Here is a 13827-nt window from a genome sequence, read left to right as displayed (position 1 = left end):
TGCGCTTGCCTGACTCGACACCAACAGGTCATCCATGCGTCTGTTTCACACCTCCGACTGGCACCTGGGCCAAAGCCTGCACGGCCAGGAACGCGACTTCGAACACGCCTGCTTCCTCGACTGGCTGCTCGGCCAGCTGCGCCTGCGCCAGCCTGATGCGCTGTTGATCGCAGGCGACATCTTCGACACCGTCAACCCGCCGGTCAAAGCCCAGGAGCGGCTCTACGACTTCATCGTCCAGGCCCACGAGCAACTGCCGAAACTGGACATCGTGATGATCGCCGGCAACCACGACTCCGGCTCGCGCATCGAACTGCCCGCAGCGCTCATGCGCCGCCTGCGCACCCACGCGCTGGGCCGGGTGCACTGGCTCGACGAAGGCCAGCTGGATGCCGAACGGCTGCTGATCCCGCTGACCAACGGCCGCGGCAAGGTCGCTGCCTGGTGCCTGGCCCTGCCCTTCCTGCGCCCGGCCGAGGTCACCGGCCCGCAGCTGGGCGACGACTACCTGCAGGGCATCACCCAGGTGCACCAGCAACTGATCGGCGCCGCGCAAAAGAAGCGCAAGAAGGACCAGGCACTGATCGCCATCAGCCATGCGCACATGGCCGGGGGCGCGGTGTCGGAGGACTCCGAGCGCAGCCTGATCATCGGCAATGCCGAAGCCTTGCCGGCCAAGCTGTTCGACAAAGACATCAGCTACGTCGCCCTGGGCCACCTGCACAAGCCGCAGAAGGTCAACCGCGAAGCGCGCATCCGCTACAGCGGCTCGCCGATTCCGCTGTCGTTCGCCGAAATCAACTACCCGCACCAGGTGCTGGAAGTCGAACTGCAAGGCAGCGAGTTGCTCAGCGTCGAAGCGCGCCCGGTGCCCCGCGCCGTGGCCCTGCAGCGCCTCGGCCCGGCCCCGTTGGGCGAGCTGCTCGAAGCGCTTGCCGAGCTGCCGGTGATCGACCTGCTGGAAGACCCCAACCGGCAACCCTGGCTGGAAGTGCGCGTGCAACTGGACGAACCGCAACCGGACCTGCGCCAGCAGGTCGAGACGGCCCTGCAAGGCAAGGCGGTGCGGCTGGTGCGCATCAGCGCCGAGTACGCCGGCCGTGGCGGCCAGGACGATGACGAGCAGGCCTTCGTCGAACTGTCGCAGATGACCCCGCAGGACCTGTTCAGCCGCGCCTGGGAGCAGGCCTACGGCAACCCCGCCGACGAGCAGGCCCTGGCCGACTTCGCCCTGCTGCTGCAGGACGTCCAGCAGCAAGAGGAGCAGCCATGAAGATTCTCGCCATCCGCCTGAAGAACCTGGCATCCCTGGCCGGCCCGGTCGATATCGACTTCACCGCAGAGCCCCTGGCCAGCGCCGGCCTGTTCGCCATCACCGGGCCCACCGGCGCCGGCAAGAGCACCCTGCTCGACGCCCTGTGCCTTGCCCTGTTCGGCACCGTGCCGCGGCTCAACGACATCGGCCGCGAAGCCAAGGTGCCGGACGCCGACGGCGACATCCCCACCTACGACCCGCGCAACCTGCTGCGCCGCGGCACCGGCAGCGGCTTTGCCGAGGTCGATTTCGTCGGCATCGATGGCCATCGCTACCGGGCGCGCTGGGAAGCCAACCGCGCCCGCGACAAGGCCAATGGCAAGCTGCAGAACAGCCGCCAGAGCCTCTATGACCTGGACAGCGAACAGTTGCTGGGCAGCGGCAAGCAGGAATACAAGCAGCTGGTGGAGGCACGCCTGGGCCTCAACTTCGAGCAGTTCACCCGCGCGGTGATGCTGGCCCAGAGCGAATTCGGCGCCTTCCTCAAGGCCGACGACCGGGAGCGCAGCGAGCTGCTGGAAAAGCTCACCAACACCGCCATCTACACCCGCCTGGGCCAGCGTGCCTTCAGCAAGGCGCGGGAAACCGGCGAGGCCCACAACGCCCTCAAGGAGCGCGCCAGCCACCTGCTGCCGATGCCCGCCGAGGCGCGTGATGAGCTCGACCAGCGCCTGGAGCAGGCGCTGGCGCAGTTCAAGGCCGACCAGGCCAGCGAGCGCCAACTGGAACAGCAACGCAACTGGCTGAACGAGCAGTGCCAGTTGCAGGCCCAGCATGCCGAAGCCGGCCAGGCCCTGGCGGCAGCCGAGCAGAACTGGCAACAGCTGGCCGAACAGCGCCTGGACCTGCAACGCCTGGAACGCCTGGCCCCCCAGCGCCACCAGTTCCATCGCCAGCAACTGCTGAGCGCGCAACTGGCCCCCTTGGCCGCGACCATCTGCGAACAGCAGCGCCAGCAAACCGAGCTGCAGGCACGTACCGGCGAACTGGAGCAGGCGCTGGAGGCGGCGCGCCAGGCACTCGTTCAACACCAGGCCGAACACGGCGAACAGGCCCCGCGCGTGCGCCAGGCCTTCGCCGCCCAGGACAGCCTGGCCCGCCTGGCGCAAGAGCAGCAGGCGCAACACAGCGCCAGCGAGCAGGCCGACCAGCAGGTGGTCGACGGCCAGCAGCAACTGCAGCAACTCGAAGAACACCAGCAGCGCAGCCTGCAGCAGCTCGCCCAGATCGACAGCGCCCTGGCCGACAGCCAGCACCTGGAAGGCCTGGCCAATGCCTGGCAGGCCTACCTGCCGCAACTCAAGCAGGTGATGCTCACCGGCGGGCGCCTGGCCAAAGGCCGCGAAGAGCTGCCCGGCTTGCAGGCCCAGGCCAGCCAGGCCAATGCCAAACTGCAGGCCGAGCGCGACGCCTTCGAGCTGTTGTTCCAGGAAGCCGGGGCCGAGCCCCAGGCCCTGGCCGAGCAGATCGACCTGCTCGGCAACATGCTGCAGGACAACCGCAAGCAACAGCGTGCCGTCGAGGAGCTGTCGCGCCTGCATGGCCGCGAACTGGAATTGCGCCAGCAGCTCGAGGCCCTGCGCCAGCGCCAGCAACAGGCCATGCAGCAGCGCCAGCAGCTGATTGGCGAAGGCACCACCGCCAAGGCGAACCTGGAAGCCGCCGAGCAGGCGCTGAACCTGACCCGCCAGTTGCTGGCGCGCCAGCGCCTGGCGCGCAACACCAGCGTCGAGGAACTGCGCGCCCAGCTGCTTGACGGCGAGCCGTGCCCGGTGTGCGGCAGTGCCGAACACCCGTTCCACCAGCCTGACGCCCTGCTGCAGAGCCTGGGCCGCCATGACCAGGCCGAAGAAGATGCCGCGCAAAAGCAGGTGGAGGCGCTCAACAACAGGCTGGTGGACCTGCGCACCCAACTGGGCGTGGTCAACGCCCAACTCAAGGACTACCAGCAGCAACAGGCCCAGCTGGGCGAGCAGCTGCAGCCGGTTCAGGCCCAGGTGCAGGCCCACGCCCTGTGGCCGGCCCTCGCGGCCCAGGATGACCCGGCGCGCAGCGCCTGGCTCGACAGCCAGCTGCGCCGGCTCTTGGCTGAAATCAGCCAGGACGAGCAGCGCCAGAGCGCCCTGCTCGCCCTGCAAAAGGACGCCGCCCGCCTCACCCAGCAGGTGCAGGCGGCGCAGCACGCCCAGCAGCAGGCGCAACAGCAGCTCGATCACCAGCACCAGGCGCTGGCCAACGATGAACAGCAACTGCAGCAAGGGCTCAACGACCTCGCCAACGTTCTGCCCCAGGATGTGCTCAAGGCCCTGAGCGACGACCCGGCCCACGCCTTCCTCGCCCTCGACCAGCAGATCGCCCAGCGCTTGCAGCAGCTGGAGCAACGCAAGGACGAGCAGCAGGAACAGCAGGCGCGCCAGGTACAGCTGGACAAGCTGCGCGACCAGCAGCAGGTGCGCCTGCAGGCGCAACAGCACCTGCAGCAGCAACTCGCCGCGCTGCAACAACAGCACCAGCAGGCCCGCACGGCGCTCGACGAACTGCTTGGCCAGCACAGCAGCGCCGAGGCCTGGCAACAGCACCTTGACGCACAGCTCGAGCAAGCCCGCGCCCTCGATGCCGACACCGCCCAGCGCCTGCAGGACCTGCGTACCCAAGGCGTGCAGCTGGCCAGCGAGCTGAAGGCCAACACCCAGCAGCAACAGGCCCTGGACAGCGAATGCCAGCAGTTGCAGGGTGCAATCGCCCAGTGGCGCGCAGCGCACCCGGAGCTGGACGATGCCGGCCTCGACCGCCTGCTGGCGATGGACGATGCCCAGCTCAATGCGTTGCGCCAGTGCCTGCAAGGCGCCGACCGGGCCATCGAACAAGGCCGGGTGTTGCTGCAAGAGCGCGAGCAGCGCCTGCAGCAGCACACCGCCCAGATGGCCGTGGAAACCTCGGCCGAAGGCCTGGAGCAGGCCCTCGGCGCGTTGCGCGAGCGCCTGGCCGGCCATGAACAGCAGTGCGCCGAGCTGCGCGCCCAGCAGGCCGACGACCAGCGCCGCCAGCAGGCACACCAGGCGCTGGCCGGCGAAATCGAGCAGGCATACCAGCAATGGCAGCGCTGGGCACGCCTGAATGCCTTGATCGGCTCGGCCTCCGGCGATGTCTTCCGCAAGATCGCCCAGGGCTACAACCTCGATCTGCTGCTGCACCATGCCAACGCGCAACTGCGCCAGCTGGCACGCCGCTACCGCCTCAAGCGCGGCGGCAGTGCCCTGGGGCTGCTGGTGATGGACACCGAAATGGGCGACGAACTGCGCTCGGTGCACTCGCTGTCCGGTGGCGAGACCTTCCTGGTGTCGCTGGCGCTGGCCCTGGGCCTGGCGTCGATGGCATCGAGCACCTTGCGCATCGAATCGCTGTTCATCGACGAAGGCTTCGGCAGCCTCGACCCCGAGTCGCTGCAACTGGCCATGGACGCCCTCGACGGCCTGCAGGCACAGGGGCGCAAGGTTGCGGTGATCTCCCACGTGCAGGAGATGCACGAGCGCATCCCGGTGCAGATCCAGGTCCGCCGCCAGGGCAATGGCTTGAGTGATGTGCAGGTGTGCGGGTGATTCTCTACTCGTTCCGCCGCTGCCCCTGGGCCATGCGCGCGCGCCTGGCGCTGCGCTATGCCGGGTGCGCGGTGCAGATCTGCGAAGTGGCGATGAAGCACAAGCCGGCCGAGTTGCTGGCCGTTTCGCCCAAGGGCACGGTACCGGTGCTCGACACCGGCGCCGGGGTGCTGGAGGAGAGCCTGGACATCATGCGCTGGGCACTGCAGCAGCACGACCCGGATGACTGGCGCCTGCAGGCCGACCCCGCTGCCGCGCAGCAGGCCGAGGCACTGATTGCGCGCAACGACACGGCGTTCAAGGCGCAGGTGAACCTGTACAAGTATGCCGAGCGCTACCCTGAGCATTCACGCCAGCAGTATCGCCAGCAGGCCGAGCCTTGGCTGGCGACGCTGGAACAACTGCTCGAAGGCCGGCCTTACCTGCTGGCCGACCATCCGAGCCTGGCTGATGCCGCGTTGCTGCCCCTGATGCGCCAGTTTGCCGGGGTCGAACCGCAGTGGTTCGCCGAGGCAGCTTATCCGCGGCTGCGGAGCTGGCTGGAGGGGTGGTTGGCATCAGAGCTGTTCAAGGGCGTGATGGCGCGCTGAACGCTGTTTGCCGCCTTGGCCCTATCGCCGGCAAGCCGGCTCCCACAGGCACTCCACAGGCTTTGAGCATTGTGCTGTAGCTGTGGGAGCCGGCTTGCCGGCGATAGGGTCATGGCAGGCTTCAATGGCTGTGCTTGGCACTCAACGCCGCATGGTAATGGGCGCTCTGGCGCAGGTACTGTTCGGTGTAGCTATGGGTGCCGGACGCCTTGGGGCTGGTGTCGGCATGGGCATGGGTCGGCAGCACCACGGAGGCGGAAATGGCGGATGCGGCAATGACCGGGAAGAGATTGAAGTTCATCTGGGCAGACCTCGACGGCGGTGGTTTGACGTGAGCCCCTGTGGGCCTTGGTTCAAACTTACGCCGCTGAGCGCGCCTGCAGAAATTCATTGCGCTGCTAAGGATTATCACGCGTATCGATAGTCACTCGATGAACTTCAGGTCCGATGGGGCGGCCTGGTCCATGGTCTGCACCGTCTCGCCCAGCTTGCCGCTGCGCGGGTCGCGGCGGATGACCACGATCTGGTTGCTCTTCTGGTTGGCCACCAGGAGGAAGTTGTCACTCGGGTCCAGGGCAAACTCGCGCGGGTGGTCGCCCTCCACCGTGCGCCGCTGCAGGAAGGCGAGCCGGCCATCGTCCTTGCCCACGCTGAACACCACGATCTCATTGGCCGTACCGCGATTGCTGACATACAGGAAACGCCCATCGGCCGACAGGTGCAGGCCGCCGGCGGCCTTGGCAGCGGCATCTTGCTGGTCGGTCAGGGGCAGGCGCTGGCGTTCGAGCAAGGCATCGTTCTCGACATCGAACATCACCACTTCAGCGTTCATTTCCAAGGTCAGGTAGGCATGCCGGCCCTTGGCGTCGAACAGCAGGTGGCGCGGCCCGCTGCCAGGCGGCAGGTCTACCGCCGCAGGGATTGCCGGGGTCAGCGGGTGGTCGGCGCTGGCGCCGTCGTAACGGTAGATGAACACCTTGTCGGCACCCAGGTCGCAGGCATAGACGTGCTGGCCGTCCGGCGACAGCACCAGCGAATGCACATGGGCGCCGGCCTGGCGCTCGGGGTTCACGCCACTGGGCTTGTGCCGCAACTGCTGCACCACGTCCTTGAGCTTGCCGTCCTTGGCCACCGGGATCACCACCAGGCTGCCACCGGGGTTGGGCGCGACCGAATAGTTGGCGACGAACAGGTAGCGCTGGTCGCGGCTGAGGCTGGCGTGGGTCGGCTCGTCGCCGCGGGTGGCAACCTGGTTGAGCGGCTTGATCTGGCCGTTGCTGGCGACGCTGAAACTGCTGGCATGGCCTTGCACGGTTTCATTGACCACGAACAGCTGGCGCTGATCGGCCGAAAGCACCAACCACGACGGGCTGACGCTCTTGACCACTTGCTGCGGCGCAGGGTCGATATGCCCGCTCTTGCTGTCGAACGCGTAACGGTAGATGCCCTGGCTGGCGCCATCGGTGTAACTGCCGACCAGCAGCGTGGCGGCGTTGGCAGTGAGGGTCAGGCTCATCAGGCTAGCGGTCAGCAGGCTCGTCCAGATCCGGTTCATCGTCGTCTTCATCCGGGGCGCGAAAGGCACTCATACAGACTAGACGATGCTCGCCCTGGGAATCGCCCACTTGCCATTCTTCACCTGCGCCGGTGGCGGCGGCGACCTGCTCGGGGGTGAACGACCAGCGGCGCAGCTGGCGGCCATCCATGCATTCGATCGTGAGGCCGGTTTCGTCGTAGGTGAAGTCGAAGGCGTGCAGGCCATCGATCAGGAGCATGTCGCAGGATGCGAGGGCGGTGGCGAGGGAAGACATGGAAGTACTCATCTTGAATGAGCCGGCATTATAGCCTTGGGGCTGCTTTGCAGCCCAATCGCTGGCAAGCCAGCTCCCACTCTGTTCAGGCTTGTGCTGTACCTGTGGGAGCTGGCTTGCCAGCGATTGGGCCGCAAAGCGGCCCCTTACCCCTCAATGGGCGAAGATCGAGCCCCCTTCCTTGCCCACCATCTTCTCGGGCTTGATCAAAAACCGCGCCAGTGCCGGCAGCAGCCACAGGGCGCCAAACATGTTCCACAGCAGCATGAAGGTCAGCATCAGGCCCATGTCGGCCTGGAACTTGATCGCCGAGAAGATCCAGGTGCACACCCCGATGGCCAGGCACAGGCCGGTGAACAGCACCGCCTTGCCGGTGGAACGCAGGGTTTCGTAGTACGCCTCCTGCAACGGCAGGCCGGCACGCAGGAAGCTTTCCAGGCGGCTGTAGATGTAGATGCCGTAGTCCACACCAATGCCCACGCCCAGCGCCACCACCGGCAGGGTGGCGACCTTCACGCCGATGCCCATGAACGCCATCAGCGCGTTGCCCAGCACCGAGGTCAGGACCAGCGGCAGCACGATGCACAAGGTGGCGGCAAAGGAGCGGAAGGTGATCAGGCACATCACCGCCACGCAGATGTAGACCAGCACCAGGATGGTCAGCTCGGCCGACTTGATCACCTCGTTGGTGGCCGCCTCGATCCCGGCATTACCGGCCGCCAGGAGGAACTGCAGGCCGTCCTTGTTGTGGCTGTCGGCGAACGCCTTGGCCACCTGGGTGACCCGCTCCAGGGTTTCGGCCTTGTGGTCGTTGAGGAACACCAGCACCGGCGCCAGCGAGCAGTCGCCGTTGTACAGGCCGTCGGCGCGGGCGATGGAGTTGTTGAGCACATCCGGGTTGCGCGACAGGGTTTCCCACTTCAGGTTGCCCTCGTTCATGCCCTTGATCACCTGCTTGGACACGGTGACCAGGGAAATCGCCGACTGCACCCCCGGGGTGTTCTCCATGGTCCACATCAGCTCGTCGATCGGCGCCATGGTGGAATGGATCGAACAGCTTTCCGCCGGCGTCTTGACCATGATCACCAGCACATCGGAGCTGGTGGAGTAGTTGCTGATGATGAAGTTGTTGTCCTGGTTGTAGCGCGAATCGGGGCGCAGCTCCGGTGCGCCCTGGTCGAGGTCGCCGATCTTCAGGTTCTGGCTGTACCACAGGCCGCCACCGAACATCACCAGTGCCAGGATGACCGACACCGGCGCCACCTTGGCGCTGGCGAAGTTCGACAGCAGGCGCCAGAACGGGTGCTCGCGGGTGGCGTCCTTCTTGCTGCGCTCGACGGCCTTCTTGCTGATGCCGACATAGGAAATCGCCACCGGCAGCAGGATCAGGTTGGTGAAGACGATCACCGCCACGCCGATCGAGGCGCCGATGGCCAGCTCGCGGATCACGCCGATGTCGATGATCAGCAGGGTGATGAAGCCCACCGCGTCGGCGAGGATGGCGATCATCCCCGGCAGGAACAGTTGGCGGAAGGTGCGCCGGGCGGCGGTCAGGGCGTTGTCGGCGCCACTGGACTGCAAGGCGATGCCGTTGATCTTCTGCACCCCGTGGGAAATGCCGATGGCGAAGATCAGGAACGGCACCAGCATCGAGTAAGGGTCCAGGCCGAAGCCCACGGCATGCATCAGGCCCAGCTGCCAGACCACCGCCACCAGGGTGGTGATGAGCACGGCGATGGTGCTGCGGATGCACCAGGTGAACCAGTACAGCAGGATCCAGGTGATGACCAGGGCCACGCCGAAGAACATCGCCACCATCACCAGGCCGTCGATCAGGTCGCCGACCTTCTTGGCGAAGCCGACGATGTGGACCTTCACGTTGGGGTTCTGCGCCTGGAACTTGTCGCGGATCTGCGCTTCGAGCTGGTGCGAGAACTTCTGGTAGTCGAGCTTGACCTGCTTGCCCGGGTCCTGTGGGTCGGGGAAGCTCTCCAGCAACGGGATATCGACGATGCTGGACTTGAAGTTGTTGCCCACCAGGCGCCCGACCTGGCCGGACTTGAGGACGTTGTCACGCAGCGTGTCGAGGCTTTCGGCCGAGCCGTTGTAGGTATTGGGGATCACCTCGCCGCCGGAGAAGCCCTCCTCGGTCACCTCGCTCCAGCGCACGCTGGGGCTCCACAGCGACTTGAGCCCGGCGCGGTCGACGCCTGGGATGTAGAACACCTCGTCATGGATCTGGCGCAGCGTCTCCATGTAGTTTTTGTCGAAGATATCGCCGTTGACCGCCTCGACCGAGATGCGCACGGTGTTGCCCAGGTTGGCCAGGTCGTTACGGTGCTCCATCATCTGCTCGATGAAGGGGTGCTGCAGCGGGATCATCTTCTCGAAACTGGTCGAAGGGCGGATCTGCGTGGCCTGCCAGAACAGGAAAATGCTCACCAGCAGGCACAGGCCGATGACCACCGGGCGGTTGTTGAAGATCAGGCGCTCGAGCAAGGTGGCCTTGTCCTGGTGGTGCGGGTGCATGGTAATGCTCTCCCTGCTGGTCATGGACGCGGCTCCTTGTTGGCTTGGTCGGCACCTTCGGCGGTGGCCACATGCACGCCACCCTGCCCCACCAGCAACAGGCCGCCATCGGCCAGGCCACTGACCCCGGCCAGGGCGATGCGGTCGCTGCGGTTGTAGACGCTGAACGTCTGCCCATCGTCATGGCTGCGCAGCACGCTGCCGCCATTGCCGACCAATACCAGGCTGCCATCCTCCAGAAGCGTAGCGCTTGCCAGGCCGAATTCGAGGTTGCCGCGGGCGGCCTTGAGCTCGATGGGCTGCCAGCTGTCGCCGAAATCGGTGGAGCGGAACAGGTTGCCGCGCAGGCCGTAGGCCAGCAGCGTGCGGGCACTGGCGGTGCCGATCACACCGAACAGCGAGCCCTCGTAGGGGCCTTCGAGCCTGGCCCAGGTCTGGCCGTTGTCACCGGAGCGGTACATGCTGCCCTGCTCGCCGACGATGAACAGCCCGGCGTCCTTGACCACGGCGATGCCGTTGAGGTGGAACTGGTCGGGGTTGTCCAGGCGCTCGCCGACGTCTTGCCAGTGCTGGCCGCCATCGGTGGTTTCCAGCATCGCGCCATAGGCACCGACGGCAAAGCCGTGGTGGGCATCGAGGAAGGCGATATCGAGCAGCGGCGCTTCACGGGAGAGGTCTTCGAACTGCTTGGTCCAAGTGGCGCCACCGTCGTTGCTGGTGAGCACCTGGGCGTCGTGGCCGACCGCCCAGCCGCGCTTGTCGTCGAGGAAGAACACGGCGGTGAGCAGTTGCCGGGTGGGCACCCGGGCCTGGGTCCAGGTCTTGCCCTGGTCGTCGGAGAACAGGATGTGGCCGCGATCGCCGACCACCACCAGGCGTGAGCCGGCATGGGCGGCAGCGATCAGCAGGCTCTGGCTGGCCCTGGCCGATTCGCTGGAGTATTCGTCGGCGCCCGCCGCTTGCGCGGTGTCTGCCCAGATGCCCAGCGTCAGCGCCAGCATCGCGCCGGCTGCCAATGGCCAGGCGCTGCGCCTGGCCTGCGTCGTTACCCGCTCCCTCATGACCGCCCCCTGTTTGTTCTTGTTAGTGGGTCTGTGCCTTGCAGGTATTGCGAAAAGCTCGTGGTAGAGGCCTGCAATAGCTTGCGGCCATCGTATCGGGGGGGATTGAGAGATTACAACGCACGCTGCGTTATGTTTTGTTAACCAGAAAAAGCAGGGGCCGCTTTGCGGCCCATCGCCGGCAAGCCCGGCTCCCACAAGAACAGGTAGGAGCCGGCTTGCCGGCGATGGGCTGCAAAGCAGCCCCAATAGCCCTCAGGCCAGGCTCTTGCTCACCACTTCATACACATCGCTGGACAGCGCCCCAGACGCCAGAATCCGCTCCAGCTCCGCTTTCATCAGCGCCTGGCGCGCAGCGTCGTACTTGCGCCAGCGCGTCAAAGGCGCCAACTGCCGCGAGGCAATCTGCGGGTTCAGTGCATTGAGCTCGATCACCAGGTCCGCCAGGAAGCGATACCCCGAGCCATCGGCCGCATGGAAGTTGACCAGGTTCTGCCCGGCAAACGCGCCAACCAACGCCCGCACCTTGTTCGGGTTCTTCAAGGTGAACGCCGGGTGCTGCATCAGCGCCTTGACCCGCGCCAGCCCGCCCGGCAAGGCGCTGGCGGCCTGCACGCTGAACCACTGGTCCATCACCAGCGGGTTGTCCTTGAAGTGCTCGGCAAAGCTTTCCAGCGCCTTGGCGCGTTCGGCTTCGAACGGCGAGTTGACCAGCACCGCCAGCGCCGTCAGGCGCTCGGTCATGTTGTCGCACTGTTCGAACTGCTCCAGGGTTGCTTGCAGCACCTGCGCCTTGCCGCTGAGCATCAGGTACGACAGGGCGATGTTCTGCAGGCTGCGGCGGGCGAAGTGCTCGGCGGCGGCCACGTAAGCGGTGTTGCGCGACACCTCGCGGTTGGCCTGGTAGCGCGCCCACAGGGCATCGAACAGTTGCTCGGCGATCTGCCGGCGGGCGAACTCGCGGGCGGCGTGGATGGCATCGACATCCGCCACCTGGCTGATTTCGGTGAGGTAGGCCTCGCCCGGCAGCGACAGCATCTCGGCCACCATGGCCGCGTCCAGCGCATCGTTGCCCAGCACCGTGCCCAGGGCGGTGATCAGCCGTGGGTCGAGCTTCAGCGCTTCACCGCGCTGGTGCTGGCCGATCAGCTCCTGCAGCACCTGCACCGACAACTGCTGCCCCGCTTCCCAGCGGTTGAAGCCGTCGCTGTCGTGCTGCATGAGGAACATCAGCTGGTCGCGGTCGTAGGGGAAGCTCAGCTTCACCGGCGCGCTGAAACCGCGCAGCAGCGACGGCAGCGGCTTGGCGCCGATGCCTTCGAAGGTGAAGGTCTGCTCGGCCTCGGTCACCGACAGCACGCGGGTGCTGCCGGCAGCGGCCGATTCACCTGCCAGGCGCAGCGGCAGGTCGTTGCCCTGGGCGTCCAGCAGGCCCAGCTCCACCGGGATCACGAACGGCAGCTTCTCGGCCTTGTCCGGGGTCGGCGGGCAGCTCTGGCGGAAGGTCAGGCTGTAGGTCTGTGCGGCGCTGTCGTAGGCCTCGCTGACTTCCAGGCGCGGCGTGCCGGCCTGGCTGTACCAGCGCTTGAACTGGGCCAGGTCGACGCCGTTGGCATCTTCCATGGCCTTGATGAAGTCGTCGGTGGTCACCGCCTGGCCATCGTGGCGCTCGAAGTACAGGTCGCTGCCCTTGCGGAAGCCCTCGGCCCCCAGCAGGGTGCGGACCATGCGCACCACTTCGGCGCCTTTTTCATACACGGTCAGGGTGTAGAAGTTGGAGATCTCGATGAAGCTGTCCGGGCGCACCGGGTGGGCCATGGGGCCGGCGTCTTCGGCGAACTGGTGGGTACGCAGGTAGGCCACGTCCTCGATGCGCTTGACCGTGCGCGAGTTCATGTCGGCGCTGAACTCGGCGTCACGGAACACCGTGAAGCCTTCCTTGAGCGACAGCTGGAACCAGTCGCGGCAGGTCACGCGGTTGCCCGACCAGTTGTGGAAGTACTCGTGGGCGACCACCCCTTCGACGCGCTGGTGGGCAGCATCGGTGGCGGTTTCGGCGCGAGCCAGCACGCAGCTCGAGTTGAAGATGTTCAGGCCCTTGTTTTCCATGGCGCCCATGTTGAAATCGTTGACCGCGACGATCATGAAGATGTCCAGGTCGTATTCACGGCCGTAGACCTCTTCGTCCCAGCGCATGGACTTCTTCAGGCTGACCATGGCGTGGTCGCACTTGTCGATGTTCTCGGGCTCGACGTAGATGCGCAGGGTCACGTCGCGGCCGGACTGGCGCACGAACTTGTCTTCCACGCACCAGAGGTCACCGGCCACCAGCGCGAACAGGTAGGCCGGCTTCATGAACGGGTCTTCCCAGGTCGCCCAGTGGCGGCCGTCTTCGGCCGGGCCGCTGCCGATCGGGTTGCCGTTGCTCAACAGCACCGGGTAGCGATGCTGCTCGGCGATCACCGTGGTGGTGAAGGTGCTCATCACATCCGGGCGGTCGAGGTAGTAGGTGATCTTGCGAAAACCTTCGGCCTCGCACTGGGTGCAGAACATCTTGCCGGACTTGTACAGGCCTTCCAGCGCGGTGTTGCTTTCCGGGTGGATCTTCACGCTGGTGTCGAGGGTGAAGCGCTCGGCTTTGGGCTGCACGGTCAGGCTGTCGGCTTCGAGCTGGTAGTCGCTGGCCTGCAGCTCGGCATCGTCCAGCGAAGCGCGCAGCAGCTCCAGCGCCTGGCCGTCGAGCACCAGTGGCGGCAGGCCGGCACCGCGTGCCGGGTTGCGGCGCATGACCAGTTGCGCATGGACCAGGGTGTGGTCCTCGAACAGCTCGAAGGTCAGGTGCGTCTCGTCGATCAGGTACTCGGGCGCCTGGTAGTCCTTGAGGTAGATCACTCGCGGTTGTTCGGTACGCATGTGCAGGTC

9 protein-coding genes are annotated in these 13827 nt (G+C 66.1%); 3 read left to right on the top strand and 6 right to left on the bottom strand.

The features are described from left to right. Positions 1 to 34 precede the first annotated feature (34 nt). The 3 genes from ACIPG5_RS00695 to ACIPG5_RS00685 are packed head-to-tail and all read left to right on the top strand — an operon-like array spanning position 35 to position 5504. The gene (locus ACIPG5_RS00695; RefSeq protein ID WP_401372830.1) at positions 35 to 1273 is read left to right on the top strand and encodes an exonuclease SbcCD subunit D C-terminal domain-containing protein; all 1239 of its coding nucleotides are present in this window, start codon (positions 35 to 37) and stop codon (positions 1271 to 1273) included. Beyond that, the gene (locus ACIPG5_RS00690; RefSeq protein WP_401372828.1) at positions 1270 to 4914 is read left to right on the top strand and encodes an AAA family ATPase; all 3645 of its coding nucleotides are present in this window, start codon (positions 1270 to 1272) and stop codon (positions 4912 to 4914) included. Before ACIPG5_RS00695 ends, ACIPG5_RS00690 begins: the two co-directional genes overlap by 4 nt. After that, positions 4911 to 5504 carry a glutathione S-transferase gene (locus tag ACIPG5_RS00685; protein ID WP_401372826.1) on the top strand — a complete coding sequence of 198 codons (594 nt, stop codon included), beginning with the start codon at positions 4911 to 4913 and terminating at the stop codon, positions 5502 to 5504. The genes ACIPG5_RS00690 and ACIPG5_RS00685 overlap by 4 nt, the downstream gene beginning before the upstream one ends. Before the next feature lie 121 nt (positions 5505 to 5625). Here ACIPG5_RS00685 and ACIPG5_RS00680 read toward each other — a convergent pair whose 3' ends face one another. The 6 genes from ACIPG5_RS00680 to pepN all read right to left on the bottom strand — a co-directional run bounded on the left by ACIPG5_RS00680 (position 5626) and on the right by pepN (position 13818). Further along, complete coding sequence (locus tag ACIPG5_RS00680) at positions 5626 to 5805, bottom strand: hypothetical protein (RefSeq protein WP_176511862.1); 180 nt, start codon at positions 5803 to 5805, stop codon at positions 5626 to 5628. Between the two features lie 123 nt (positions 5806 to 5928). Continuing rightward, positions 5929 to 7059: a lactonase family protein gene (locus ACIPG5_RS00675; protein ID WP_314616306.1), complete on the bottom strand. Its 1131-nt coding sequence runs from the start codon at positions 7057 to 7059 to the stop codon at positions 5929 to 5931. Further along, entirely contained in the window at positions 7025 to 7315 is a 291-nt protein-coding gene (locus tag ACIPG5_RS00670) for a DUF5629 family protein (RefSeq protein WP_401372823.1), read from the bottom strand. Before ACIPG5_RS00670 ends, ACIPG5_RS00675 begins: the two co-directional genes overlap by 35 nt. A gap of 153 nt (positions 7316 to 7468) precedes the next feature. Next, the gene (locus tag ACIPG5_RS00665) at positions 7469 to 9844 is read right to left on the bottom strand and encodes an RND family transporter (protein ID WP_176512288.1); all 2376 of its coding nucleotides are present in this window, start codon (positions 9842 to 9844) and stop codon (positions 7469 to 7471) included. Positions 9845 to 9864: 20 nt separating this feature from the next. Next, on the bottom strand, positions 9865 to 10905 hold the full coding sequence (locus ACIPG5_RS00660; protein WP_401372821.1) for a YCF48-related protein: 1041 nt from the start codon (positions 10903 to 10905) through the stop codon (positions 9865 to 9867). A gap of 255 nt (positions 10906 to 11160) precedes the next feature. Beyond that, positions 11161 to 13818: an aminopeptidase N gene (gene pepN, locus ACIPG5_RS00655; protein ID WP_401372819.1), complete on the bottom strand. Its 2658-nt coding sequence runs from the start codon at positions 13816 to 13818 to the stop codon at positions 11161 to 11163. Positions 13819 to 13827: the final 9 nt, after the last annotated feature.

The sequence above is a fragment of the Pseudomonas sp. NPDC087029 genome (assembly GCF_044745345.1).
Classification (GTDB): Bacteria; Pseudomonadota; Gammaproteobacteria; order Pseudomonadales; family Pseudomonadaceae; genus Aquipseudomonas; species Aquipseudomonas faucium.
The sequence above is the reverse complement of the archived record's forward strand: the minus strand, read 5'-3'. Positions and strand labels throughout refer to the sequence as shown.

What these genes read in the sequence shown, in the direction of transcription:
- ACIPG5_RS00680 (WP_176511862.1), bottom strand. Translation starts at nt 5,805, where the DNA reads ATGAACTTCAATCTCTTCCCGGTCATTGCCGCATCCGCCATTTCCGCC.
- ACIPG5_RS00660 (WP_401372821.1), bottom strand. Translation starts at nt 10,905, where the DNA reads ATGAGGGAGCGGGTAACGACGCAGGCCAGGCGCAGCGCCTGGCCATTG.
- pepN (WP_401372819.1), bottom strand. Translation starts at nt 13,818, where the DNA reads ATGCGTACCGAACAACCGCGAGTGATCTACCTCAAGGACTACCAGGCG.
- ACIPG5_RS00670 (WP_401372823.1), bottom strand. Translation starts at nt 7,315, where the DNA reads ATGTCTTCCCTCGCCACCGCCCTCGCATCCTGCGACATGCTCCTGATC.
- ACIPG5_RS00690 (WP_401372828.1), top strand. Translation starts at nt 1,270, where the DNA reads ATGAAGATTCTCGCCATCCGCCTGAAGAACCTGGCATCCCTGGCCGGC.
- ACIPG5_RS00665 (WP_176512288.1), bottom strand. Translation starts at nt 9,844, where the DNA reads ATGCACCCGCACCACCAGGACAAGGCCACCTTGCTCGAGCGCCTGATC.
- ACIPG5_RS00675 (WP_314616306.1), bottom strand. Translation starts at nt 7,059, where the DNA reads ATGAACCGGATCTGGACGAGCCTGCTGACCGCTAGCCTGATGAGCCTG.
- ACIPG5_RS00695 (WP_401372830.1), top strand. Translation starts at nt 35, where the DNA reads ATGCGTCTGTTTCACACCTCCGACTGGCACCTGGGCCAAAGCCTGCAC.